This is a genomic window from Nocardioides sp. Root240 (genome assembly GCF_001428825.1).
In the GTDB taxonomy this organism is placed as follows: domain Bacteria; phylum Actinomycetota; class Actinomycetes; order Propionibacteriales; family Nocardioidaceae; genus Nocardioides.
Genome location: NZ_LMIT01000001.1, coordinates 33,652 through 57,303 on the forward strand (window position 1 = coordinate 33,652; position 23,652 = coordinate 57,303).

Annotated in this window: 23 protein-coding genes; 3 read left to right on the top strand and 20 right to left on the bottom strand. The window is 70.0% G+C overall.

Features of this window, described 5'->3' with window-relative positions:
* Positions 1–50 precede the first annotated feature (50 nt).
* A complete protein-coding gene (locus ASE20_RS00190; RefSeq protein ID WP_056892530.1) occupies positions 51–1,460 on the bottom strand; it encodes a WS/DGAT/MGAT family O-acyltransferase in 1,410 nt (469 codons plus the stop codon).
* 67 nt (positions 1,461–1,527) lie between these two features.
* On the opposite strand from ASE20_RS00190, the gene ASE20_RS00195 reads away from it, so the two are divergent.
* Positions 1,528–2,811 carry an alpha/beta hydrolase gene (locus tag ASE20_RS00195; protein WP_056892531.1) on the top strand — a complete coding sequence of 428 codons (1,284 nt, stop codon included), beginning with the start codon at positions 1,528–1,530 and terminating at the stop codon, positions 2,809–2,811.
* Between the two features lie 52 nt (positions 2,812–2,863).
* Here ASE20_RS00195 and ASE20_RS00200 read toward each other — a convergent pair whose 3' ends face one another.
* Complete coding sequence (locus ASE20_RS00200; RefSeq protein WP_056892532.1) at positions 2,864–4,909, bottom strand: acyl-CoA dehydrogenase; 2,046 nt, start codon at positions 4,907–4,909, stop codon at positions 2,864–2,866.
* 90 nt (positions 4,910–4,999) lie between these two features.
* Here ASE20_RS00200 and ASE20_RS00205 point away from each other — a divergent pair, with 90 nt between their 5' ends.
* Positions 5,000–5,674, top strand: a complete 675-nt coding sequence (locus ASE20_RS00205) for a class I SAM-dependent methyltransferase (RefSeq protein ID WP_225868966.1) — start codon at positions 5,000–5,002, stop codon at positions 5,672–5,674.
* A 190-nt stretch (positions 5,675–5,864) separates the two neighbouring features.
* Here the strand turns inward: ASE20_RS00205 and ASE20_RS00210 are convergent, their stop codons facing one another.
* From ASE20_RS00210 to ASE20_RS00220, 3 genes are read right to left on the bottom strand one after another with little or no spacing between them, the layout of a single operon-like run.
* Positions 5,865–6,983 (bottom strand): prenyltransferase, encoded by a 1,119-nt coding sequence (locus ASE20_RS00210; protein WP_225868965.1) that lies wholly within the window; start codon positions 6,981–6,983, stop codon positions 5,865–5,867.
* Between the two features lie 11 nt (positions 6,984–6,994).
* On the bottom strand, positions 6,995–7,744 hold the full coding sequence (locus ASE20_RS00215) for a class I SAM-dependent methyltransferase (protein WP_056892534.1): 750 nt from the start codon (positions 7,742–7,744) through the stop codon (positions 6,995–6,997).
* A 12-nt stretch (positions 7,745–7,756) separates the two neighbouring features.
* The gene (locus ASE20_RS00220) at positions 7,757–9,031 is read right to left on the bottom strand and encodes a glycosyltransferase family 4 protein (protein ID WP_056892535.1); all 1,275 of its coding nucleotides are present in this window, start codon (positions 9,029–9,031) and stop codon (positions 7,757–7,759) included.
* 151 nt (positions 9,032–9,182) lie between these two features.
* Between ASE20_RS00220 and ASE20_RS00225 the strand changes: the two genes are divergently transcribed.
* Complete coding sequence (locus tag ASE20_RS00225; RefSeq protein ID WP_082612021.1) at positions 9,183–9,794, top strand: TetR family transcriptional regulator; 612 nt, start codon at positions 9,183–9,185, stop codon at positions 9,792–9,794.
* A gap of 1 nt (position 9,795) precedes the next feature.
* Here the strand turns inward: ASE20_RS00225 and ASE20_RS00230 are convergent, their stop codons facing one another.
* Genes ASE20_RS00230 through ASE20_RS00300 form a run of 15 tightly spaced genes read right to left on the bottom strand, consistent with a single transcriptional unit; the run spans position 9,796 to position 23,434 of the window.
* On the bottom strand, positions 9,796–10,566 hold the full coding sequence (locus tag ASE20_RS00230; RefSeq protein WP_056892536.1) for an SDR family NAD(P)-dependent oxidoreductase: 771 nt from the start codon (positions 10,564–10,566) through the stop codon (positions 9,796–9,798).
* 2 nt (positions 10,567–10,568) lie between these two features.
* Entirely contained in the window at positions 10,569–11,474 is a 906-nt protein-coding gene (locus ASE20_RS00235) for a 3-oxoacyl-ACP reductase (protein WP_056892537.1), read from the bottom strand.
* 2 nt (positions 11,475–11,476) lie between these two features.
* Entirely contained in the window at positions 11,477–11,671 is a 195-nt protein-coding gene (locus tag ASE20_RS00240) for a ferredoxin (protein ID WP_056892538.1), read from the bottom strand.
* Between the two features lie 11 nt (positions 11,672–11,682).
* Positions 11,683–12,150: a pyridoxamine 5'-phosphate oxidase family protein gene (locus ASE20_RS00245; RefSeq protein WP_056892539.1), complete on the bottom strand. Its 468-nt coding sequence runs from the start codon at positions 12,148–12,150 to the stop codon at positions 11,683–11,685.
* A gap of 1 nt (position 12,151) precedes the next feature.
* The gene (locus tag ASE20_RS00250) at positions 12,152–13,144 is read right to left on the bottom strand and encodes an NAD(P)/FAD-dependent oxidoreductase (RefSeq protein WP_056892540.1); all 993 of its coding nucleotides are present in this window, start codon (positions 13,142–13,144) and stop codon (positions 12,152–12,154) included.
* A gap of 20 nt (positions 13,145–13,164) precedes the next feature.
* On the bottom strand, positions 13,165–13,983 hold the full coding sequence (locus ASE20_RS00255; RefSeq protein ID WP_056892541.1) for a hypothetical protein: 819 nt from the start codon (positions 13,981–13,983) through the stop codon (positions 13,165–13,167).
* A gap of 8 nt (positions 13,984–13,991) precedes the next feature.
* Positions 13,992–14,636 carry a hypothetical protein gene (locus tag ASE20_RS00260; protein ID WP_082619246.1) on the bottom strand — a complete coding sequence of 215 codons (645 nt, stop codon included), beginning with the start codon at positions 14,634–14,636 and terminating at the stop codon, positions 13,992–13,994.
* Positions 14,603–15,874 (bottom strand): MCE family protein, encoded by a 1,272-nt coding sequence (locus tag ASE20_RS00265; RefSeq protein WP_082612022.1) that lies wholly within the window; start codon positions 15,872–15,874, stop codon positions 14,603–14,605. Before ASE20_RS00265 ends, ASE20_RS00260 begins: the two co-directional genes overlap by 34 nt.
* Entirely contained in the window at positions 15,871–17,208 is a 1,338-nt protein-coding gene (locus ASE20_RS00270) for an MCE family protein (protein ID WP_056892544.1), read from the bottom strand. The genes ASE20_RS00265 and ASE20_RS00270 overlap by 4 nt, the downstream gene beginning before the upstream one ends.
* Positions 17,208–18,458: an MCE family protein gene (locus ASE20_RS00275; protein ID WP_056892545.1), complete on the bottom strand. Its 1,251-nt coding sequence runs from the start codon at positions 18,456–18,458 to the stop codon at positions 17,208–17,210. Before ASE20_RS00275 ends, ASE20_RS00270 begins: the two co-directional genes overlap by 1 nt.
* Positions 18,458–19,438: an MCE family protein gene (locus ASE20_RS00280; RefSeq protein WP_056892546.1), complete on the bottom strand. Its 981-nt coding sequence runs from the start codon at positions 19,436–19,438 to the stop codon at positions 18,458–18,460. The genes ASE20_RS00275 and ASE20_RS00280 overlap by 1 nt, the downstream gene beginning before the upstream one ends.
* Positions 19,438–20,541: an MCE family protein gene (locus ASE20_RS00285; RefSeq protein ID WP_056892547.1), complete on the bottom strand. Its 1,104-nt coding sequence runs from the start codon at positions 20,539–20,541 to the stop codon at positions 19,438–19,440. Before ASE20_RS00285 ends, ASE20_RS00280 begins: the two co-directional genes overlap by 1 nt.
* Entirely contained in the window at positions 20,538–21,857 is a 1,320-nt protein-coding gene (locus ASE20_RS00290; protein WP_056892548.1) for an MCE family protein, read from the bottom strand. Before ASE20_RS00290 ends, ASE20_RS00285 begins: the two co-directional genes overlap by 4 nt.
* 15 nt (positions 21,858–21,872) lie before the next feature.
* The gene (locus ASE20_RS00295) at positions 21,873–22,712 is read right to left on the bottom strand and encodes an MlaE family ABC transporter permease (protein WP_056892549.1); all 840 of its coding nucleotides are present in this window, start codon (positions 22,710–22,712) and stop codon (positions 21,873–21,875) included.
* Positions 22,712–23,434, bottom strand: a complete 723-nt coding sequence (locus tag ASE20_RS00300) for an MlaE family ABC transporter permease (RefSeq protein WP_056893038.1) — start codon at positions 23,432–23,434, stop codon at positions 22,712–22,714. The genes ASE20_RS00295 and ASE20_RS00300 overlap by 1 nt, the downstream gene beginning before the upstream one ends.
* Positions 23,435–23,652: the final 218 nt, after the last annotated feature.

The window sequence follows — 23,652 nt, forward strand, 5'->3', positions numbered from 1 at the left end:
CATGCGGTTTGGGACCAAACCGCAACCACTTCGGGCGGGACGAAGCGCACTCAGCCCAGCGCGTCGACCGCAGCGGTGAGCCGCTCGAGCTCTGCCGGGAAGTGCCGGACGAGCGCGTCGGTGTCGGGCATCGACTCGCGGCAGGCGATGGCGCCGACGTGCATCCTGCCGGCGTTCGACATCACCGTGACGTTGAGGCCGGCTCCGTGGAAGACGGGGCCGAGCGGGCACAGCGCCTCGATCCGCGCGCCCATGAAGTAGAGCGGGATCGGCGGGCCGGGCACGTTGGAGATGACCAGGTTGTGCACCACGGGGTGCCGCTCGGCGAGGCGCAGGTTGGCGTAGGTGCGGACGGCGAGCCCGAAGGTCCGCGGAGCGGCGAACTCCGCCCAGTCCTGCAGCGCGTCGGCGCTGATCGCGTTGTGGTGCTCCTTGGCGTGCTGGTTGCGCTCGGCGAGCATCCGCAGTCGATCGAGCGGGTCGCCGATGTCGGTACCGAGCTTCGTGAACAGCGCGGAGACCTTGTTGGCGCCGCTGGAGCGGCGTGAGCTGTCGCGGACGCTGACCGGGACGGTCGCCAGCAGGGAGGACGTCGGCAGCTCGTCGCGCTCGGCGAGGTAGGCGCGCAGCGCCCCGCCGGCGACGGCGAGGACGACGTCGTTGACGGTCGTTCCAGTCGCCTTCTTGATGCGGCGGATCTCGTCGAGGTCGAGGTCGGCCATGGCGATCGAGCGGTGCGAGGTGATGGTGCCGTTGAAGGAGGTGCGCGGCGCGGAGAAGGGTGCGGCCATGGCGGTGCCTTGGCGGGCCCGGCCGATGCTCTTGGTGATCAGCTGGGCCGACGGCTTGAGGACCTTGACGAGGGTGACCGGGCGGGCCGCCGTACCGATGACGGCGCGACCGAGCAGCTCGCCCCGGCCGGGGTCACGCGGGTGCCGCTGCTCGGTGGGGACCAAGGGGGCCGCGCCCGGCTCGATGGAGCACAGGTGGGAGATCAGGTTCGCGCCGGAGACCCCATCGACCGTGGCGTGGTGCATCTTGGCGAAGACGACGACCTTCTCGGCGTCCTCACCCTCGGGCCGGTAGCCCTCGATGACCCACATCTCCCACAGTGGCCGAGAGCGGTCCAGCGGCAACGAGGCGAGGTGGGCGCACAGGTCCATCAGCTCGGCGTACCCGCCGGGGGTCGGCAGGGCCAGGCGGTGCACGTGGCGCTCGATGTCGAAGTTGCGGTCGCGGACCCAGACCGGGTGGTCGAGGCCCAGGGGGACGCCCCGGATCTTGCGGGTGAAGCCCGGGACGTCGTGGACCGACTCACCGATGCGCGCCTGGATCGCGTCGAAGGAGTACGGCGACGTCATCGTCTCCGGGTCGAGGACCATGACCGCGCACACGTGCATGAGCTGCGCCGGGGTCTCGAGGTACAGGAAGCTCGCGTCGAGCCCGGACAGCCGATCCATTCGTTGACCCCCATGGAAAACTAGAACGAGTACCAGTTTCTCACAACGAGCCGGATATCCTCGGGTCATGGGATTCGTACGGCGCCAGGCGATCACCGCAGCGCTGACCGCCAACGCCATCCGGCCCCTGCCCGGCTTCCGCGCCGGCATCCCGGCCTTCTTCGCCGGCTGGATCACCGGTGAGCTGGCCCCGCACCTGCTCGGCCTCACCGCCGCCGACGCGGCCGCCCACCTGAGCCGGTCTCGACGCGACTGGCGCGGACTCGCGCTCGCCGGGGGCTCGGCCGCCGGGCTCGCGTACCTGATCGGCCAGAGCCGACAGGCCGTGAAGGATGCCGAGGACGCGCTGGTCGAGGGTCTCGGTGTCGACTACGTCGAGCAGCTCGACGCCAAGCCCACCCCGGCCGACCTGGCCACGCCGTGGCGGAGCCTCGTCAACCCGTTCGCCTTCGGGCGGGCAGCGCGACGAGCCGGCATCGAGGTCCACCGCGACATCCGCTACACGTCGTACGGGCGCCGAGGTCTGCTGGACGTCTACACCTCCGAGGTGACCCCTGCATCGGGAGCTCCCGTGCTCCTGCAGGTGCACGGCGGCGGCTGGACGATCGGCAACAAGGACCAGCAGGGCCTGCCGCTCATGCAGCACATGGCGGCCAAGGGGTGGATCTGCGTCGCGATCAACTACCGGCTCGCGCCCCGCGACCCGTGGCCCGCGCAGATCGTCGACGTCAAGGCCGCGATCGCCTGGATCAAGGACAACATCGCGGACTACGGCGGCGATCCCGACTACGTCGCCATCACGGGAGGCTCGGCCGGCGGGCACCTGACCGCCCTCGCCGCCACGACGCCCAACGCGCCGGAGTTCCAGCCGGGCTTCGAGTCCGCCGACACCTCGGTCGAGGCGGCTGTGCCCTACTACGGCGTCTACGACTGGGCGGGAGTGTCCGGGCTGCGCTCCGCCGCGCTGATGCGGGACAAGTTCATCGCCCCCCGGGTGGTCAAGCGGCGCTTCCGCGACGAGCCCGAGGTCTTCGAGCAGGCCTCTCCCCTGCTGCGCGTCACCCCCGACGACCCGGACTTCTTCGTGATCCACGGCTCCCGCGACACCCTCGTCGACCCCGGCCAGGCGCGCGCCTTCGTCGCCGCCCTGCGCCAGACCTCCAAGCGCACCGTCGTCTACGCCGAGCTCCCGGGCGCCCAGCACGCCTTCGACATCTTCCCGTCGATCAGGTCGCAGCACCTGGTCCGGGCCACGGACCGCTTCCTGACCTGGCACTGGAACAACTGGCGCCGCGAGCGGTTGTCCGCAGGCGCGGCGGACCCGATGGATCCGGCCGCCGACGCGAGGTAGCGGCACCGCACGACCAACCCCAAGGGGCGTCCTCGCCACCGCGGACGACCGACTAGCGGGGCAACCCGAGGATCCGCTCGCCCGCGACATTGCGCAGGATCTGCGTCGTCCCGCCCGCGATCGACAGGCAACGGGTGTTGAGCTGCTCCCACAGGTCCGCCGCCAGCGGTACGTCGGACGCCTTGCCGATCACGTCGAGCAGGGCCAGGTTGTCGCCCTGCAGGCGGACGACCAGCTCCGAGGAGTCCTGGCGGCTGCGGACACCGAGCAGCTTGGCGACACTCGACTCGGCACCGGGGCCGTGCCCGCCGAGGGCGCGCAGCGTCGTACGGACACCCAGGAGGGCACAGACGGTGGCGAGGGCGACCTGGTGGCCGACCTGGACCCGGGCGACGGGGCCGACCTCGCCGGCGGCGGCCAGCTCGACGGCCCGCTCGACGCTCCTGGTGAGGCGGGCACTGGCCATGGCGACGCGCTCGTTGGCGAGGGTGGTGCGGGCCAGGCGCCAGCCGTCACCGGGCTCGGCGACCACGCACTCGTCGGGGACGAAGACGTCGTCGAGGAAGACCTCGTTGAAGAGCGCCTCGCCGGTGATCTCGCGCAGCGGGCGGACCTCGATGCCGGACGACCTCATGTCGACGAGGAAGTAGGTGATGCCCTTGTGCTGCGGGGCGTCGGGGTCGGTGCGGGCCAGGCAGATACCCCAGTCGGCGCGCTCGGCTACCGAGGTCCACACCTTCTGGCCGGTCAGCGACCAGCCACCGTCGACCTTGACCGCGCGGGTGCGCAGCGAGGCGAGGTCGGAGCCGGAGCCGGGCTCGGAGAACAGCTGGCACCAGGTCAGCTCGCCGAGCAGCGAGGGCCGCACGAAGCGCTCGCGCTGCGCGTCGGTGCCGTGCGAGAGGATCGTCGGGACCGCCCAGCCGGCGATCACCAGGTCCGGCCGTACGACGCCCGCGCGACCGAGCTCCTGGTCGATCACGATCTGCAGCGTGGGGTCGGCGCCGAGTCCGTAGGGCGTCGGCCAGTGCGGCGTGAGGTAGCCCGCGTCGACGAGGGCGGCGCGCTGCTCCCCCGCCGGCAGCGCGGCGATCCGTTCGGCGGTGGCGCGGGCGTCGGGCCGGACCACCTCGTCGCGGCCCTCGAGGTCGACGTCGACCTGGCGCCGGACGCCCGCCACGGCGGCGGCGGTCAGTCGCTCGGCCGCGTCGTCGGCCGAGCCGACGAGGGCGCGCAGGGTGAGCGCCCGGCGGAGGTAGAGGTGGGCGTCGTGCTCGTAGGTGAAGCCGATGCCGCCGAGCACCTGGATGCACGACTTGGCGACCTCGACGGCGCCGTCGAAGCAGGTCGCCTGGGCGACGTCGACGGCGAAGGCCCACTGCACGTCGTCGCCCTCCCCCTCGTCGAGCGCCGTGGCCGCGGCCGCGGCGTCCCACGCGGCGGCGGTCACGGACTCGGCGGTCTCGAGCATCTGGGCGCAGAGGTGCTTGATCGCCTGGAAGGCGCCGATCCTCTGGCCGAACTGCTCGCGCACCTTGGCGTAGTCGACGGCGGTCTCGAGGCACCAGCGGGCGACGCCGGCCGCCTCGGCGGCGGCGAGCGTCACGGCCAGCAGGCGCCGACGCTCGTCGCCAGTGTCGCCGTTGCCGCCGTTGCCGCCGGCGACCGACGCATGCCGGCTGCCGAGGTCGACGCCGAGGGCGACGGCCAGCGGGCCCTCGTCGAGGAGCAGCTGCTCGTCGGCCGTACCGCCGTCCCAGACGACGCCGCCGGGGCGCACCTGCACGCCGTACCGGCCCGGGCGTCCGGTGAGCGTCGCCCCGATCGCGGCGCCGAGCAGTCCGCCCGGCACCAGCTCCCGGGCGCAGGCCTCGAGCGCGACCGCCTGGTCGAGCACCGTGCCACCCCCACCGCCGGCGGACTCCGGGACCGCGATGGCCGCGATGCCCATCTCCTCGGCGGCGGACCAGACCGCAGCGAAGTCCGCGGCGACGTCGCCCTCGGCCGCGCGCGCGGCCTCCAGCGGACCGAGGCTCGCGGCCCACTTGCGCAGGCTGTCGGCGAGCTCGACCTGCTCGTCGGTGATGCCGATCGACATGGTGCCGCCTATCCGGTGGTTGAGGAGCTCGCGAGGAACGAGCGAGCGTCTCGAAACTAGAACGCGTTCTAACTCTACTAGAGTGGTCGGGTGACCGACACCATGCCGTCCGACCTGCTGGACCACGCCCGGCTAGCCAAGGGCTTCATGCCCGAGAACGAGGGCGACCTCCTGTTCCGGATCGCGCTCGAGCGCCTGCCTCATGGCCCCGCACTCGAGGTCGGCACCTACTGCGGCAAGTCCGGGATCTACCTGGGTGCGGCCGCACAGCAGGTCACCGCCGCCACCGGTACGACGGCCGTCGTCTTCACCGTCGACCACCACCGCGGCTCCGAGGAGAACCAGGCCGGCTGGGAGCACCACGACTCCAGCGTGGTCGACCCGGAGCTCGGGCTGATGGACACGCTCGGCCAGTTCCGCAAGAACATCGCGCGCGCCGGCCTCGAGGACCACGTCGTCGCCGTCGTCGGGCAGTCCACCACGGTGTCGGCGCACTGGCGCACGCCGCTGTCGCTGCTGTTCATCGACGGCGGGCACGGCGAGCAGCCCGCGCGCGACGACTTCGCCGGCTGGGCCCACTGGGTCGAGGCGGGCGGCTACCTCGCCATCCACGACGTCTTCCCGGACCCGGCCGACGGGGGACGTCCGCCGTACGAGCTGATCTACCTGCCGGCGCTCGCCAGCGGGCAGTTCACGGAGGTCACCAGCACCGGCTCCCTCCGTGTCCTGCAGCGCACCTCAGGCGCGGCCGGCGACCCGCTCTGACCCCACGAACCGTGCCAAGTGGCACCACGAACCGTCGATGATGGCTCTCCGAGCCGTTGCTCGTGGCACCACGACCAGTCAGTGATGGTGCAGCGAACCTGGCGTCACGTGACACGGTTCGTCGTGCCACGAGGCACGGTTCGTCGTGCCACGAGGCACGGTTCGTGGTGCCACGAGGCACGGTTCGTGGTCAGCGGACCGGCGTGGAGGTGCAGTCGCACTCGAGCGCGATCTCGTCGAAGTGCGGGGCGAGGGACGTGCCGCGCATGATCCCCGAGCCCGGGGTGGCGTGGCCGTAGGTCTCTCCCAGCGCGTCGACGGCGAGCAGCACCGCGGCGGCGGTGTAGGTCGTGTGCTCGTGGGGCCAGTGCACGTTGCGCGGCTCGTCGGCCGGTGCCGGACGGCTCGGGTCGTCGTAGACCCAGCCGGTCCAGTAGCGGCCGTCGTCCTCGCGCAGGTGCTGCATGTCGGTCAGCAGGGTCAGCGCGGAGCGCTGGTCGCCGAGCACGTCGAGCGCCATCGCGAGCTCGCAGGTCTCCGCGCCGGTCACCCACGGGTTGGTGTCGACGCAGTGGATGCCGAGGCCGGGGACGACGAACTGGTCCCACCGCTTCGACAGCAGCGACCGGGCGGCGTCGCCGCGGACCGGGCCGCCGAGGACCGGGTAGTACCAGTCCATGGAGTACGTCGACTTGTCCTCGAACAGGTCGGCGTGCGAGCGCACGGCGTGGCCGAGCCGGCCCCCGGCGAGCTCCCACTCAGGCTGCGGGTCGTCCATCAGGTCCGCGAGGGCGACGCCGGCGCGCAGCGAGTGGTAGATCGAGGAGTTGCCGGTCAGCAGGCAGAAGTCGTCGACCGGCGTCCAGCGGATGCCGCCGAAGGGCTCCTGGAGCGAGACCACGAAGTCGAGCCCGGCCCGCACCGAGGGCCAGTAGCGCTCGACGAAGCGGATGTCGCGACGCACCAGCCAGTGGTGCCACACGCCGACGGCGAAGTACGCCGACATGTTGACCTCGCCGCGCTCGTCGTCGGCGACGCCGCCCACGATCTTCATCGGCCAGGAGCCGTCGGCGCGCTGCATGGTGGGCACCCAGGCGTAGGCGCGCTCGGCGGCCTCGACCTGGCCGCCGACGAGCATCGCCATCGCGGCCTCGACGTGGTTCCAGATGTCGACGTGCTCACCGGTGGTCCACGGCACGGCGCCCCACGGCTCCTGCATGGCCGCGATGGCTGCCGCGGTGTCGGCGACCTGCTGCGCGGAGAGAACGCCCTCGACGTACGGCAGGCGGCTCAGCGGGACCTCGGGCACGGCTCCGCGCGTCACAGGCTCTCCGGCTTCCGGAAGTACAGCACCATGCTCTTGCCGATCATCGGGTCGAGCACCTTGCCCGCCAGCTGGAGGGCCCTGGGCTGCTTCATGATCTCCCAGACCAGCAGCTTGTGGTACGCCTTCGCCAGCGGGTGGTTGTCGTTCTCGACGCCGACGGCGCACTTGATCCACCAGTACGGCGCGTGCAGGCCGTGCGTGTAGGACTTGCCCTCGAAGACCATGGCCTCACCGGGCGTGCCGTCGTTGAACCGGCCGCCCTTGGTGACCTTGTCGACCAGCTCGTGGTCGGTGTAGATGCGGATGTGGCCGCCCTCGGCGTTGTGGTAGTCGGCCGACAGGCGCCAGTTGATGACCTCGGGCAGCCACCGGGGCACCGTCACGGCGAGGGTGCCGCCGGGACGCAGCACGCGGATCAGCTCGCGGATCGCCGCGACGTCGTCGTGGATGTGCTCGAGCACCTCGGAGCAGACGATCCGGTCGAACTCGCCGTCGGCGAAGGGCAGCGCGAGCGCGTCACCCTGCTTGACGTCGGCCTCGGCGCCCTCGGGCACCTCCCCGGCCTCCTTCATCGCGACGAACAGGTCGCGGACGCCCTCGAGCTCGTCGGCATCGAGGTCGAACGCGATCACGTCGGCGCCGCGGCGGTACATCTCGAAGCTGTGACGACCGGCACCGGCGCCCATGTCGAGGACGCGGTCACCGGCCCGCAGGCCCAGGCGGTCGAAGTCAACGGTCAGCATCTCTGTTCTCCCTCAGGCCTTCTCGGCCTTGTATTCGGCGATCACGTCTTCGAGTACGGCGGCGGTGCTCGCCGCGACGGCGGTCCAGCTGAAGAGCTCCTTGACCCGGCGACGCCCGGCAGCACCCATCTCGGCGCGTCGGGCGGGGTCGTCGAGCAGCGCCGCGACGGCACTCGTCAGGGCACCGACGTCGCCGGGCTCGACGACGTCCGCGCAGAGGCCGTCGGGACCGACGACCTCGGGGATGGCACCGGCGCGCGAGACGACGAGCGGGGTCTCGCAGGCCATCAGCTCGGCGGTCGGCAGCGAGAAGCCCTCGTAGAGCGAGGGGACGCAGGCCAGCTCGGCCGAGCCCATCAACGCGACGAGCTCGTCGTCGGTGAGGCCGTTGGCGAAGGAGACGCGGTCGACGATGCCGAGCCGGTCGATGAGCTTCTCGGTGACGCCACCCGCCTTGGGCTTGGTCACCAGCACCAGCTCGAGGTCGCGCTCGACGACGAGCTTGGCGAAGGCCTCGAGGAGCACCGAGATGCCCTTGAGCGGCGCGTCGGCGCTGGCCATCGCGAGGATCCGGCCGGGCACGCGGGGCTCGGTCGGCGGGACGAAGCGGTCGTCGACGCCGAGCAGGATCGTCTCGATCCGCGCCGGGTCGACGCCGAACTCGCGCACGACGTCGCGCTTCGACGACTCCGACGGCACGACGACGCGGCGCAGCCTCGGCGCCGTGCGCTTCTGCTCGGTGAGGAAGGAGTACCAGCGCCAGACGCCGATCTTCGGCAGCTCGAAGCGCCACTTCGAGCCGGCCTTGCGCTTGGCCCAGACCGCGGCGGCGAGCTCGATGCGGCGGTCCATCGTGATCGGGTGGTGGATCGTGGCCGCGAGCGGCAGGCCCAGGTCCTCGACGCCGAGCAGCGGGGTGGCGAGGGTCTGGTTGTCGAAGACGATGTCGAAGTCGTCCACGCGCCGCTTGAGCACCTTGACCACGCGCTTGCTGAAGGTCATCGGCTCCGGGAAGGCGCCGCTGCGCATGGTCAGCCACTCCTCGACGTCGATCAGGTCGCGGTACTCGCTCGGGCGCGGGTTCCGGAACTCGTCGCCGGGGCGGTAGAGGTCGAGGCTCGGCACCTTGGTGAGGGTGACGCCCTCGTCGAGCTCGGGGTAGGGCTGGCCGGAGAACACCTCGACCGTGTGGCCGAGCGCCACGAGCTCCCGGGTCAGCCGCCGGATGTAGATCCCCTGGCCGCCCACGTGGGGCTTGCTGCGGTAGGACAGCATCGCGATTCGCATCAGGTGGTTCTCCCCAAGTCGTGCTCCCGGGGAGCAGGGTTGTAACAAAATCGTGGTGGAACGTGTTCCAAATTATGCGCTACCTGCCGGTAGCCTATCGACTGGGTCCTCAACAACCCGCCTCGTCATCTTCACCCCAGGGGGACATTCCGTGAGCATCGCGAACTCGGCCACGTCCGAGGACCTCGGATCCGCCGCGCAGCGCGAGCGCCGCAAGCGGATCCTCGACGCGACCTACGAGCTGGCCAAGTCCGGCGGCTTCGACGCCGTGCAGATGCGCGCCGTGGCCGAGCAGGCCGACGTCGCCCTCGGCACGCTCTACCGTTACTTCCCGTCGAAGATCCACCTGCTGGTCAGCGCCCTGGGCCGCCAGTTCGACGAGGCCTCGGTCCGCCTCAACGACCGAGAGATCCCCGGCGACACCCAGGCCGACCGCGTGCTCTACGTGCTCAAGCGGATGGCGCGCGGCATGCAGGGCGATCCCAAGCTCACCGAGGCCCTGACCCGTGCCTTCATGTTCGCCGACAGCAGCGTGGCCAACGAGATCCACGTCGTCGGCATGGCGATGACCTCGATCGTCACGCACGCCATGCACGGCGGCGTGCCCGCCGAGGGCGCGCTGACCGACCAGGACGTCGCCGTCGCGCGGGTCCTGGGCGACGTGTGGCTGTCCGCCCTGGTGGCGTGGGTGACCGGCCGCTCCACGGCCGCGGAGACCGCGGCGCACATGGAGACGGCCGTTCACCTGATCCTCCGCGACTGACTCAGGCACCGAAGGCGTGCGTCGACGTCACGCCGCCGTCCACCGCGATCTCCGCACCGTTGATGTACGACGACTCGTCGCTGGCGAGGAAGACGTAGACGGGCGCGATGTCCTCGGGCAGGCCGACCCGGCGCAGCGGCACCTTGCTGGCGCCGTACTCCATCGCGGCGTCGCCACCGTGCACGCGGGTCATCGGGGTGTCGATCATGCCGGGGTGCACGGAGTTGACCCGGATGCCCTTCGGGCCGAGCTCCATCGCCGCGCACTTGGTCATGCCGCGGATCGCCCACTTGGTGGCGGCGTACGCCGTGCACGACGGCATACCGGCCAGGCCCTCGACCGACGAGGCGTTGATGATCGAGCCGCCGCCGTTCTTGCGCATGGTGCGGGCCACGGCTTGCATGCCGAGGAAGACACCGAGCTGGTTGACCCGCCAGACCAGCTCGACCTCGGCAGCCGGCATCCGCTCGATGTCGCCGAAGCGGAGGATGCCGGCGTTGTTCGCGAGCACGTCGACCGGACCGAAGCGGGTGTTGGTGTCCTCGACCAGCGCGGTCCACGACGCCTCGTCGCTCACGTCGTGGTGGGCGAAGTGCGCGTTCGCGCCCCCCGAGGTCCGGCACAGCTCGTCGGCGAGCGCCTGGCCCTCGTCCTTCGCCACGTCGGCGATGACGACCTTGGCACCCTCCGCGACGTAGGCGCGCGCGATCGCGGCACCCTGGCCCTGCGCGCCGCCGGTCACGATCGCGACCTTGTTGTCCAGTCGTCCCATGGTCACACCGTCAGCTTCATGATCGTGTCGGCCGCGAAGCCGACGTGGGGGTCGCGGTCGGCGAAGAAGCCACCGAGCTGCTTGTCGAGGTCGTCACCGGTCCACAGGTCACCCGAGGCGTCGAAGCGCTGCTCGACGACCGGGGCAGCGACCAGGGCCACCATGCCGCCGTACACGACGAAGACCTGGCCGGTGATCCGCTCGGCGGCCGGCGAGGCGAGGTAGGCCACCAGCGGCGCGACGTGCTCGGCGGAGTACGGGTCGACGCTCTGGCCGGACTCGTCCTCGCCGAAGACGGCGGCGGTCATCGCGGTGCGTGCCCGCGGGCAGATGGCGTTGGCGCGGACGCCGATCTTCGCCAGGCCGCGTGCGGTCGACAGGGTCAGGGCTGCGATGCCGGCCTTGGCCGCGGCGTAGTTGGCCTGGCCGGGCGAGCCGCCGAGGAAGGCCTCGGATGCGGTGTTGACGATGCTGCCGTAGACCGTGCCGGACTCGCTCAGCCTCGACTGCTCGCGCCAGTACGACGCGGCGTTGCGCGAGAGCAGGAAGTGGCCGCGCAGGTGGACCGCGATGACCGCGTCCCACTCGTCGTCGGACAGGTTGAAGAGCATCCGGTCGCGGGTCATGCCGGCGTTGTTGACGACGATGTCGAGCCCGCCGAGCTGATCGACGGCGGCGGCCATCATCGCGTCGGCCGTCTCGCGCCGGCTCACGTCACCCGGTACGACGAGAGCCTCGCCCCCGAAGGAGCGGATCTCCTCGACCGCGTCGTCGCCCGCACCCGGCAGGTCGTTGACGACCACCCGGGCACCGGCCCGGGCCAGGGCGAGTGCCTCGGCGCGGCCGAGACCGGCACCGGCACCGGTGACGATCGCGACCTTGCCCTCCAGGGACGTGCCCTGATCCATGCTCACTCCTCCACCAGCGTGATCGCGGCCCGCGGACAGGCCGCGACCGCACGCCGGACGTTGTCGATGTTCTCGTCGGTGGTCTGCTCGGTGTGCAGCTGGAGGAAGTCGTCGTCATCCAGCTCGAACACCTCGGGCGCCATGGCCTCGCACAGGCCGTTGGACTCGCAGAGGTCGAAGTCGACCTTGATCTTCATCAGGTGGCCTTTCAGGTCATCTTCCGGTGGTCCCAGGACGCGACCCGGTCCGGGTGGATGATCACGCCCACCCGCTTGGTCGCCTGCTTCTCGACGGCCTGGACGCCGAACTCGCCGAGCTCCTCGAAGGAGCCGACCCCGGCCATCCGGGTCGCGACTGCCGAGCCGATCTCGAAGATCGTGTCGCGGTCGCGGACGATCTCGGCCCGGCCCTCGATCGACACGCCCCGCAGCTCGAAGTAGTCCACGCCGTCCTCGACGAGCGCGGTCACGTGGGGGTCGCGTTCGAGGTTGACGATCTTCTGGCTGCGGCCGTAGGTCCAGAACGCGATCCTCCCGTCGCGCACGACGTAGAAGAGCGTGGTCAGGTGCGGAAAGCCGTCCTTGCCGTTGGCGGCCACCTGGACCTTCAGGTTCTCCTCGAGGAGGGCCTGCACCTCTTCGTCGGTCAGCTTGACCTGGTTGCGTCCGCTGCTCATCTCAGGATCCTTCCGAGGAGTGGCCCGGGAACACGTGGGCCGTCGGGTCCACGACGACGGCGGCGTTGTTGACGGCGGTCGCCGCCTCGCCGAAGCCGACCGCGATCAGGCGGACCTTGCCGTCGTACTCGGTGATGTCGCCGGCCGCGAAGACGCGCGGCAGGTTGGTGCGCATGGCGCCGTCGACGACGACGTGGCGGCGGTGGGTCTCGAGGCCCCACTGCTGGAGCGGGCCGAGGTCGGCGACGAAGCCGAGCGCGGCGACAATCGCCTGCGCGGGCCGGGTCGTGGCCTCGCCGTCGACCGTGATCTCGATCTCGGCGAGCTCGCCGGCCGCTCCCCCGGCGGCGTCGCGCAGGGCGGTGACCTCCGCGCGGGTGACGATCTCGACCGACGACGCCTGGACCTGCTCGACCGTGCGCTGGTGCGCACGGAAGGCGTCGCGGCGGTGGACCAGGGTGACCGAGCGGGCGATCGGCTCCAGGTGGTGCGCCCAGTCGAAGGCGCTGTCGCCGCCGCCGACGATGACGACGTCCTTGCCGGCGTACGGGGCGAAGCTCGGCACGAAGAACTCGACGCCGCGGCCCACCCAGCCCTCGGCGGCCGGGAGCGGGCGTGGGCTGAACTTGCCGATGCCGGCGGTGATGATCAGGGCCTTGGCCTGGACCAGCGTGCCGTCGTCGAGGGTGAGCTCGACACCGGTCTCCTCGTCGACCTTCAGTCCGCTGGCCGTGCGGCCCAGCAGCTGGACCGGGTCGGCGGTGAGCGCCTGCGCGACCAGGCCGTCGACGAGCTCGCGCCCCTTGACGGTCGGGAAGCCGGCGACGTCGAGTATCGCCTTCTCCGGGTACATCGCGGTGACCTGGCCGCCCAGCTCGGGCAACGAGTCGACCAGCGCGACCCGGAGGCCGCGGAAGCCCGCGTAGTACGTCGCGAACAGGCCTGACGGGCCGGCTCCGATGACGGCGACGTCGCAGTCCACAGGGGTGCTCACACCCCGAACTGTAACGTGTTCTAGTTGTTCTTGTCTCGTGTCCCGTCGGTGTCGAGACCATCGACGAACCAACCCTGGTCGGTGTGGACCATCGTGACGAGCACCTTGTAGGGGGTCACGACGGTCTCCGGCTTGCCGTTGCGCTCGCGCACGACCGCCTGGTTGAGGAAGACCAGCGCCTGCAGCCGGGTCCGGTTCGCGCGAACGACGGCCTGCGCCACGACCGGCGCCTGCACGATCGTCTTGTTGGCGACGAACTCGTCCTCGATGTCGCCCGCGGTCCGTCGGTACTGGGTCTCGAACGACGACGTCATCAGGTCGGCGGCGTCGTCGACCTCCTCGTCGTACTTCTTGTAGTCGACCGAGACGATCTCCTGCGCAGCCTTCGCAGCGGCGTCGACGCCCTCCTTGACGTCGAGGTCGTCGGCGATGACGGGCCGGCCGTCAGGCACGGTGACCTGCCCGTCGTTGTCGGCGGCCTCGACCTTCGGGTCGTCGTCACCGACCTTGTCGACGACCAGCATCGCGGCCTCGAGACCGAGGGCGAGAGCGACCAGGACGAGCGTGGCGATCAGCACGCGGGTCGTCTTCTGGCGGGCCAGGACGCTGGGGCGCACCGGGCCGGCGGGCTCGTCGGGGCCCGACAGTGCGGGAGGCGGGGTGGGTACGACGGCCTGCTTGCGCAGCCGGACGCCGGGCTCGACCGTCGCGTCCTCCGTGGTCGCGGTGCCGGTGGCCTCGTCCTCGGGACGGGTCGCGCCTGCCTGCCCGGCGATCTTGCGCGGGCGTTGCGTGCCCCCACGGGAGGTGGCGGGACGGCGGGGGGTGGGTCGCGTCATCGTCTTCCTCAGGGAACGTACTGGAGGTCGGAGGTGAGCCAGGCGCCCTTGTCGAGGACGAGCTCCACCTGCATCCGGTAGTTCCGGGCCTCTTCCTTGAACTCGGTGGTCTTGCTGGCCGCCGTGCCGGTGGCCGCGACGATCACCGTGGCGGAGTCCTTGTCACCGGACACCAGTCCGGTCCAGACCACGTCGCCCTTGGTCGTCGACTGGGCCCGCTCGGCCAGCGACTTCACGTTGGCGCTCGCCTTGTCCCACTGGTCGAGGAAGGTTCCGGTCGCCAGGCCGCGCACGGCCTCGATGTCGTCGTCGACCGTCTTGTAGTCGAGGTTGACCATCGCGTCCACGACCTTGGTCGCCGCGTCGAGCTGGGCCGCGACCCGCTCCTGGTCGGCCTCGTCGGCCGCGTCGAGCGCGGTCACCACGCCGCGGCCGGTGTCCTGGCCCACGCCCGGCGTCGTCGACGACGCGTCGTCGTCCTTCCAGAACGCGAGGTCGAGGTCGCTGCGCTGGATCACGATGCCGAGGAAGATCGCGACGCACCCCAGCAGCACCGTGGCTGCGTAGAGCGTGACGTTGAGCCGGATCCGGCCTGCCTCCTCCGACGACGTCGCCGGGGTCACCGGCTCGCCACCGGACCGATCAGCAGCCACTTCCACGCATCCCCTCCCAGGACCGACAGGTCCTCCTGCCCCTTGAGCCGCACCGGGTTCCCGGCGTTGTCCTCGAGCCCCGGCACCGACCCGGTCACCGGATCGTAGACGCCACTGTAGACGCGGGCCGGGGAGGCGTGGTTGCGGCGGTTGCCGGGGGCGTACTTGCTGCCCCGCATGTTGTACGGCGGACCCGCGGTGCAGCTCACCTCGGCGGCGGTGGCATCCGTCAGGGTCTGGGTGGAGCGCCAGTCCTCGGGCTTCACGTAGCCCTGGGTGCACGGCGGCACGCTGTAGTCGAACTGCAGGTTGACGTGGCCCCAGCCGTCAGCCGTGCTTCCGCTCGGACCTCCGGAGATCAGGGCGGGATAGGTCACCAGCAGCTGCTCGATGCCATCGAGCTCGCTGACCAGGATCTGGTTGGTGGTGACCAGGTTGCCGAGCAGCACCGGCAGCGTGGGCTCGAGCTCCTTGAGCAGCTGGTCGACCGCGCGCGCCGCTCCGGGCGTCTGGCTGAGCACCGTCCGCAGGTTCTTGTCCTGCCCGCGCAGGGCCGTCGTGATCGTGTTCAGGTCGGCGGCGAAGCTGCGGATGTTCTCCTTCTGCCCGCGCTGGGTCCTCAGCACGGTCAGGCTGTTGTCGAGCAACGCGATGGTCTCGTCGGTGTGCTCGCTCGCCTCGGCGATGAAGGTGGAGCCACCGTCGAGCAACCGCTGGAGGTCCCGACCGGTGTCGCCGAACATGACGCCGAGCTCCTTGACGACCTTCTGCAGGCTCTCCTTGTCGACGGAGTCGACGAACCGGCTCAGGTCGACCAGCAGGTCGCCCTCGTCGACGGGCAGCGAGTCGGCGTTCCCCTGGTAGTGGGCGCCGTCCGCGGCGTACGGGCCGTCGGCGTTCTTCGGCTGGAAGTCGAGGTACTGCTCGCCGACCGCGGAGAGGTTGTGGACGAAGACCTGCGCGTCGAGCGGCAGCTCGGTGCCGTGCTCCAGCTCGAGCTTCAGGTCGACGCCCTCCTCGGTCGGCTCCATGCTGGAGACCTTGCCGACCTTGACGCCTCGGTAGGTGACCTCGCTGCCCTCGAACAGGCCGCCGGAGCCGGGCAGACTGGCGGTGACGGTGATGTTGCGGCCGGTCACCCGGTCGACGACGCCGAGGTAGCTGGCCGTGATGTAGGTGATGCCGACCGCACTGAGGACGACGAACGCCATCAACCGGATCCGTACGCCCCTGCTCATGCTGTCGCTCCCAGCAGCTGCTTCGTCGTTCCGCCACCCGTGGACCCGGACGGGGCGAGCCCACCGGTCAGCCCGGACAGCAGCCCGTTGGGACCGAGCAGGCCGCCGTTCAGCAGCTGGCTCAGGTCGAGGTTCGGCAGCGAGTTGAGCAGCTTGCAGACCGGGCTGCCCTTCAGCGCGACCTTCTTGCAGTCGGCCTTCATCTGCTTGAGCAGGTCGAGGTCGCTGAGCACCCTGGCGCAGGCCGTGCTGGTCAGGCTGCCGCTCTTGAGGCAGCGACCGACCTGGTCCAGCACCTGACCGAGGTCGGGCAGCTGGATGGCCGGCAGGCCCAAGGTGTGGAACAGGTTCGTGAGGTCGATGTCGACGCGGGCGATGGTGTCGGCGTAGTCGCCCTGGACGATGTCGTTGGCCGACTGGGGGAAGGGGAAGCTCACCAGCAGGTTGAGCCCCGGTGCCAGCTGCTCGTCGGCCTGACGGAGGCGGCGCAGGATCGGGCTCAGGTCCTCCAGGATCGCGAGCACGTCCTCCTTGCTCGCGTTGATCACCCTCGTGCCGACCTTGCCGAGCCGGTCGAGTGCGCCGAGCATGTCGATCAGCTCGTCGTGCTGGGCCGAGAGGACCTCGATCGCCGGGCCCGTCGCGTCGAGCGCGTCGCTGATCGTCTGCTTCTCGGAGTTCAGCGTGGAGGTCAGGTTGTTGAGCGACTCGAGGGCGTTGATGATCTGGACCTTCTGCTGGTCCACGGTGCCCACGACCGAGTCGAGCGAGGACAGCAGGTTGCGCAGCCGGTCCTCCCGACCGGACATCACCTGGTTGGCCTCGCGGGTGATGGTGCCGAGCTGGGCCACGCCGCCGCCGCTGAGCAGGAAGGACAGTGCGCCGAGCACCTCCTCGACCTCGGGGTTGCGCCCGGTCTTGGCGAGGTCGATCGTGTCGCCCTCGGCCAGCCGACCCGTCGGCGCCTCCTCCTTCGGCGCCTCCAGGGCGACGTACTTCTCGCCGAGGAGCGACACCTGACGGATGTCCGCGATCGCGTTGTCGGGCAGCTCGACGTCCTTGCGGATCAGCAGCTTGACCTTGGCGTTCCAGCCGGAACGCTCCACCTCGGACACCTCGCCGACGGTGACGTCGTCGACCATCACCGGCGAGCGCGGCACGACGTTGAGGACGTCCTTGAAGTAGACCGTGATCTCGAAGGCGTCGTCCGCGTCGACCTCGTGGCCGGGCAGCGGCAGGTCATAGGCGCCGTCGAAGCTGCTGCAGCCCGTCAGGACGGCGAGCCCCAGCAGTCCCGCCAGAGCGGAACGCCAGCTGCGGATCGATCGGGTCATCACGAGCCACCTCCGAGCAGGGTCGCCATGGAGACACCGTCTCCGCTCATGTACGACACCGGCATCGCACCGGGAAGCTGGATCCCTCGGCTCGTGTCGGCCCCTGCCTGCTTGGCCTTGGGCAGGTACGACTTGTACTCCGGCGGGAGCCAGGGAAGCTTGGTGAGCACCGGCTCGAGCACCTTCTCGACGAGGGCGCACGCGGTGTCCTTGAGGGCCGGCGGCATCGCGGGGTTCTGCTGGATGACGGCACAGATGAACCCGTCGGCGTCCCACACGTAGCCACCGATGCCGATCCTGCTGTTCTGCGAGTCGCTCACGTGGTCGAAGCCGGCCTGCAGGTTGGCCATCGCGGTCGGCGCGGCGCGCATCGCCCGGGCCAGGCTGTCCTTCTCGGAGACGATCGTGTTCATCACGTCGGTGAGCTTGCGGACGTCGGTCACGAACGCGTCGCGGTTCTTGGTCACGAAGCCCTTCACGCTGCCGACGGCCTGGGCCACGGAGGCCACGGCCCGCTCGAGCTCGTCGCTCTCCTCGGCCAGCATCCCCGACACCCCGGCCAGGTCCTTCATGAAGGCCCGGACCAGCTTGTCGTTCTTCGCGAGGGTGTCGGTGAACTCGGCGAGCTGGGTCACGGTCTCGAACAGCGGCCCCGCGCCGTTGCCGAAGGTCTCGGCGGCGTCGGCGAGGTCGTGGATCATCTGGTTGCCCTGGGCCCCCTGGCCGTCGAAGGCCTTCTCCCCCGCCTCGAGCAGGTGGTCGAGGGTGCCGTCCTTGTTCACGCCGTTCGGGCCGAGGGCCCGGGTCAGCGTCTGGAGGCTGTTGTAGATCCGGTCCAGCTCGACCGGCACGCCGGTCTGCTGGAGCGCGATGTCCGCTCCGTCGGCCATTGCCTTGTCGCCGTCACCGAAGACCGGGGTCAGCTGGACGAAGCGGTCCGCGACGAGCGTCGGGGTCACGATGACCGCCTGGGCGTCGGCGGGGATCTGGTACTGCGCGTCGTACTCCATCTCGACGCGCACCGAGTTGCCCTCGGGGATCACGGCGGTCACCTTGCCGACGTTGACGCCGAGCACGCGCACGTCGGTGCCCTCGTAGACACTGACAGCGCGCGGGAAGTGCGCGGTCACGGTCTTGATCTCGGCCGGCGAGCGGAGCAGGTTGACCGTCACGGCGACGAGCAGGAGCACGGCGAGGCCGGCCAGCACGCGGCGTTCGATGCGCTTGAGGATCGTGGTCACCATCGTCATCACTCCACGAACCCGGGTACGAACTCGCCGGTCGGCAGGGCCAGCAGGTTGGACGCGTAGGCGTCGAACCACGGGCCGGTGCCGACGATGTTGCCGAGGATGTCGACGTAGGGGCCGAGCGCCGCGAGCGTCTCCTTGAGCTTCTTCTTCTTCGAGACGAGGAAGCTGACGAGTCCGTCGACCTCCTTGAGGGCCGGGCCGATCTGCTTCTCGTTGTCCTTGACCAGGCCTCGGAGCTCGACGGCGAGGCTGCGGGCGTTGACCAGCAGGTCGTGCACGGCGGCCTTGCGCTTGGTCAGCTCCTGGAAGACGAGGTCGCTGTTCTTCATCAGGCCCACGATGTCGCCGCTGCGGTCGGCCAGGACCTTGCTGACGTCCTTCGAGCTGTCGAGCAGCGTCTGCAGCTCCTCGTCGCGGGAGGCCACGCTCCGCGAGAGACGGGCGATGCCGTCGAACGAGGCCTGGATCTCGGGCGCGGAGACGTCGAGGGTGTCGGCCACCGTGTCCAGCGCCTTCGAGAGCTGCTCGGTGTCGATCTTCTCGGTCGTGGAGGCCAGGTCGCCGAACACGCCCACGATGTCGTACGCCGACTCCGTCCGCTCGAGCGGGATGGTCCCACCCGCCGCCAGCTGGCCACTGCCGCCCGGCTGGACGTCGAGGAACTTCTCGCCGAGCAGGTTCAGCACCTCGATCGAGGCCGCACTGTCCTTGCCGAACTCGACGTCGCCGTCGAGCTCGAACTTGACCTTCACCCGGTCGCCGGCGAGGGCCACCTGGGTGACGCGGCCGACCCGGATGCCGCCCACCTGGACGATGTTGCCCTTGTGGATGCCGCTGGCGTCGCTGAACTCGGCGTAGTAGGTCGTCCCGCGGAAACCGGGGAACTTGCCGAGGTTGAAGGTGGCCGCGGAGATCACGGCCATCAGCACGAGGGTGATCGTGCCGAGCCGGAGGATGCGGGCCTCGCTCGTGTTCGCCATCAGTGGTCCTGGCACCGGGGAGCGGTGGACTTGAACGAGAAGTTCTCGATGTACTTGGTGATCTGCTTCAGCAGCGCCTGCTCGCCGATGATGGGCAGCTTGATCGTGGCCGAGACCCCACAGATGTAGTACTGGTACCAGGAGCCGTAGGTCCCGGTTCGAGTCTGGTCGTCCATGGTCTCCGGCATCCGGTCGAGCAGCTGACCGAGGTTCTTGCGGTTCTCCGGCCGGTTGAGCAGCTTCGCGAGGTCGCGCAGCGCGGCGATGTCCTCCTTGAGGAGCGGCCGGCCGCGACGGAGCAGGTCGGCCACCGTCACGGTGAGCTGCGAGATGTTGTCGAGGGAGGAGCCGATCGTGTCCCGGTCCCTGGCGAGGTCGGTCATCCAGTCCTTGAGCTCGACGACGAGGGAGCTGAGCTGCTCGTGGCGGTCGTCGACGGTCTTCAGCGTGGTGCTGAGGTTGCCGATGACCTCGCCGATCAGCTGGTCGCGGTTGGCCAGCGAGGTCGTCAGGGACGCGGTGTGGGCCAGCAGGCTCTTGACCGTGCCGCCCTCGCCCTGGAGCACCTGGACCAGGTTCATGCTCAGCTCGTTGACCTGGTCGGGCGTGAGCGCCGCGAACAGCGGCTTGAAGCCGTCGAAGAGGACGGTCAGGTCGAGCGCCGGCTTGGTGTTGCCGACCGGGATGGTCGCACCGTCGGCGAGCGCCTTCGCACCGTCGGCGCCGGAGCCCTCCTCGAGCGCCAGGTAGCGGTCCCCGACGAGGTTGAGGAAGCGGATCTCGGCCCGCGAGGCGGTGGTCATCTCGACCCCCGCGTCGACCTTGAAGGTCACCTTCGCCATCGAGCGCTGGTAGTGCTCGACCTTCTTGACCTCGCCGACGTTGACGCCGGCGACCCGGACGTCGTCGCCCTTCTCGAGCATCGTGGCGTTGGTGAAGATCGCCTGGTACTCGTTGCGCTCGCCGAAGCCGACGTTGCCCATGATCACGACGAGCACGCCGGTGACCAGGATCGAGACGGCCGTGAAGATGCCGAGCTTGATCGCAGCCGCGGTGGTGACCGCGTTGCGGCGGTTGAGCAGGTGGCCCGCGTTGTCGCTCATCCGGCAGCCCTCCCCTCACGCACGACCGGGCCGTAGAGCAGCGTGCCCAGGGAGCCGTACGACGCCGGGTCGTGCCCGCTCTTGTCGGCGAGGATCGCGTTGACCACCTTCTGCTCGGGGGCGCTGCCGGCGTACCCGCTGTTGATGCCGATCGGGTTCGGGTTCTCCAGCCCGGGGATCGGGAACGGCAGGTAGCCGCCCTTCTCGTCGAGGTCGGTGCCCTGGTCGAGCGGCACCGGCGGCGCCGGCACGGTGAACTTCGGCAGGCCCAGGCACCACGGTCCGTGTCCGACCTCGCCGTAGGTCGGCAGGTCGCGCTCGTCGAAGGCGCGGAACTGCGGCGAGCCGAGCTCGATCTTCTGCCTGACCCAGTTGCCCTCGAAGGTCTTGGAGAGGATCGGCTCGTAGTTGGCCGCACCGCGAATCAGGCACGGGAACTCCGGCGAGTAGTCCGCGAGCAGCCCGATGACGGGCTCGGTCACCTCGCCCATCCGGATCAGGTTCTGCTCGTTGGTCGCCAGCAGGCGGGTCGACGTCTTCGCGAGGCCGGTGAGGTCGGAGAAGAAGACGTCGAGGTCCTCGGACTTCTGCGTGATCGTCTTGCTGGTGACCGTGACGTTGTCGAGGACGTCGAGCAGGTCGGGCGCCGCGACGTCGTAGGCGTCGGCGACGTCGGCCAGCGCGATCAGGTCCTCCTTGAGCGTGGGCAGCGAGTCGTCGATGGCGCCGATGTACTGGCCGAGCTGGTCCATCGTCTCGCCGAGCTCGTTGCCGCGACCCTCGAGCGCGGTGGCCACGGCGCTCAGGGTCATGTTGAGGTCGGCCGGGCGCACCGCGCGCAGCAGCGGGAACAGGTCGGCGAGCACCTGGCTCAGCTCGACGTTGGTCTCGACCCGGTCGGACGGGATGACGTCACCGTCGCGGAGCTCGCCGGAGGCACCCGTCTCGGGGCGGACAAGGGCCACGAACTTCTGGCCGAAGAGGGTGGTCGGCAGGATCTGGACGGTCACGTTGGCCGGGATCTTCTTCGCGGCATCCGGCTCGAGGTCGAGGGTGATCGAGGCCTGCTTGCCGTCCTGGTCGATCTTCGCGACGCGGCCGACGAGGACGCCGTTGATGCGGACGTCGCCGAACTTGGCGAGCTGCAGGCCCGCTCGGTCGGCCTTGACCGTGATCGTCGTGGTGCTGTCGAAGGCCTTGTTGTAGATCGAGACCGACAGCCACACGAGCAGGGCGATGGCGGTCAGGAAGCCGATGCCGGCGACCAGGAGCCGGTTGTGCTCCCGGGCGCTGTCGTGGTGGATGTTGACGAGCATCAGCCGATCACCCCCTCATCCCGTGATCCGGACGGTGGTGGTCGAGCCCCAGATGGCGAAGCTCAGGAAGAAGTCCGCGACCACGATGGTCACGATGCTGGTCCGGATCGCCTTGCCGACCGCGCGGCCCACGCCCGCCGGTCCCCCGGAGGCGGTGTAGCCGTAGTAGCAGTGGATGAGGATCACCGCGACGGCCAGGAAGAGCAGCTTGAAGAACGACCAGATCATGTCGATCGGCGGCAGGAACTGCAGGAAGTAGTGGTCGTAGGTGCCACCGGACTGGCCGTAGATGTAGACCACGATCAGCCGCGGCGAGAGGTACGACGCGCACAGCGCCACGATGTAGAGCGGGATGACGGCGACGAAGGCGGCGATCATCCGGGTGGTCACCAGGAAGGGCAGGGACGGGATGCCCATCACCTCGAGCGCGTCGATCTCCTCCGAGATCCGCATCGCGCCGAGGCGGGCGGTGTAGCCGCAGCCCACCGTCGCGGCGAGCGCGATCGACGAGACCAGCGGAGCCACCTCGCGGGTGTTGAAGTACGCCGAGATGAACGCGCTGAACTTCGCGACGCCGATCTGGCTGAGCGAGGCGTAGCCCTGGATGCCGACCTCGGTGCCGGCGAAGAAGGCCATGAACGCGATGACGCCGACCGAGCCGAGGATCAGGCTCAGGCCGCCCGCGCCGAAGGCGACCTCGGCGAGGGTGTTGCTGATCTCGCGGGGGTAGCGGCGGATCGCGCGGGGCGCCCAGGCGAGGGCCTTGGCGTAGAAGAGCAGCTGGTCGCCGTACCCCTCGAGGGTGGAGCGCCCGCTCTTGTAGGCATCGCCCGCCACCTGGCCCACGACCGCCATCAGAGGCCCACCGGCGGAGCGACCTGGAAGTAGATGGCCGTGATGACGGCGTTCAGGAAGAACAGCGCCATGAAGGCGATGATGACCGACTCGTTGACCGCGCGGCCCACACCGCTCGGGCCGCCGCCGGCGTTGAGGCCCTTGTAGGCACCGATGATCGCGGCGAGCCAGCCGAAGATGAGCGCCTTGACCATCGCGATGTAGAGGTCGGGCAGCGAGGCGAGTGCGGTGAACGAGGAGAGGAAGGCGCCGGCGGAGCCGCCCTGGACGATCACCGTGAAGAAGTAGCCGCCACCGATGCCGGTGCCGATCACGATGCCGTTGATCATCAGCGCGACGAACATGGTCGCGACCACCCGGGGGGCGACGAGTCGCTCGAGCGGGTCGATGCCGAGGACCTCCATGGCATCGATCTCCTCACGGATCTTGCGCGCCCCGAGGTCGGAGCAGATCGCCGACCCTGCGGCCCCGGCGATGATCATCGCGGCCGCCATGGGAGCCGCCTCACGGACCGTCGCGAGCACGGCCGTCGCGCCGGCGAAGGACTGGGCGCCGAGCTGGCCGGTCAGGTTGCCGACCTGCAGCGAGATCACTGCGCCGAACGGGATCGAGACCATGATCGTCGGCATCAGCGTGACGCTGGTGACGAACCAGGCCTGCTCGAGGAACTCCCGGAACTGGAAGGGGCGGGTGAAGATCCGCTTGGTGACCTCGACCACCATCAACGCGATCTCACCGGGGCCGCGCACGACCGATACGGCGTTGAACGCCACGCCCCGACTCCTCTCCCCGACTCCCCCATGGACCAGGCCCCCGGAGGAGCCGACGCGCCATAGTAGAACACGTTCTCGTTGTGACCAATGCGACACCCTGTGACGGGAGCCACATCCGGTCACCACCGGGCTCAACGGGCCTCCGGCGGACCGGGTCACGCCGCGCC

Excerpts from the sequence above, each read along its gene's own strand:
- ASE20_RS00245 (WP_056892539.1), bottom strand. The coding sequence starts at position 12,150 with ATGAGCAGCGGACGCAACCAGGTCAAGCTGACCGACGAAGAGGTGCAG.
- ASE20_RS00215 (WP_056892534.1), bottom strand. The coding sequence starts at position 7,744 with ATGCTGACCGTTGACTTCGACCGCCTGGGCCTGCGGGCCGGTGACCGC.
- ASE20_RS00220 (WP_056892535.1), bottom strand. The coding sequence starts at position 9,031 with ATGCGAATCGCGATGCTGTCCTACCGCAGCAAGCCCCACGTGGGCGGC.
- ASE20_RS00265 (WP_082612022.1), bottom strand. The coding sequence starts at position 15,874 with ATGAGCAGGGGCGTACGGATCCGGTTGATGGCGTTCGTCGTCCTCAGT.
- ASE20_RS00275 (WP_056892545.1), bottom strand. The coding sequence starts at position 18,458 with ATGACGATGGTGACCACGATCCTCAAGCGCATCGAACGCCGCGTGCTG.
- ASE20_RS00270 (WP_056892544.1), bottom strand. The coding sequence starts at position 17,208 with ATGACCCGATCGATCCGCAGCTGGCGTTCCGCTCTGGCGGGACTGCTG.
- ASE20_RS00240 (WP_056892538.1), bottom strand. The coding sequence starts at position 11,671 with ATGAAGATCAAGGTCGACTTCGACCTCTGCGAGTCCAACGGCCTGTGC.
- ASE20_RS00300 (WP_056893038.1), bottom strand. The coding sequence starts at position 23,434 with ATGGTGGTCGAGGTCACCAAGCGGATCTTCACCCGCCCCTTCCAGTTC.
- ASE20_RS00285 (WP_056892547.1), bottom strand. The coding sequence starts at position 20,541 with ATGAGCGACAACGCGGGCCACCTGCTCAACCGCCGCAACGCGGTCACC.
- ASE20_RS00195 (WP_056892531.1), top strand. The coding sequence starts at position 1,528 with ATGGGATTCGTACGGCGCCAGGCGATCACCGCAGCGCTGACCGCCAAC.
- ASE20_RS00230 (WP_056892536.1), bottom strand. The coding sequence starts at position 10,566 with ATGGGACGACTGGACAACAAGGTCGCGATCGTGACCGGCGGCGCGCAG.
- ASE20_RS00280 (WP_056892546.1), bottom strand. The coding sequence starts at position 19,438 with ATGGCGAACACGAGCGAGGCCCGCATCCTCCGGCTCGGCACGATCACC.
- ASE20_RS00190 (WP_056892530.1), bottom strand. The coding sequence starts at position 1,460 with ATGGATCGGCTGTCCGGGCTCGACGCGAGCTTCCTGTACCTCGAGACC.
- ASE20_RS00255 (WP_056892541.1), bottom strand. The coding sequence starts at position 13,983 with ATGACGCGACCCACCCCCCGCCGTCCCGCCACCTCCCGTGGGGGCACG.
- ASE20_RS00295 (WP_056892549.1), bottom strand. The coding sequence starts at position 22,712 with ATGGCGGTCGTGGGCCAGGTGGCGGGCGATGCCTACAAGAGCGGGCGC.
- ASE20_RS00290 (WP_056892548.1), bottom strand. The coding sequence starts at position 21,857 with ATGCTCGTCAACATCCACCACGACAGCGCCCGGGAGCACAACCGGCTC.
- ASE20_RS00235 (WP_056892537.1), bottom strand. The coding sequence starts at position 11,474 with ATGGATCAGGGCACGTCCCTGGAGGGCAAGGTCGCGATCGTCACCGGT.
- ASE20_RS00200 (WP_056892532.1), bottom strand. The coding sequence starts at position 4,909 with ATGTCGATCGGCATCACCGACGAGCAGGTCGAGCTCGCCGACAGCCTG.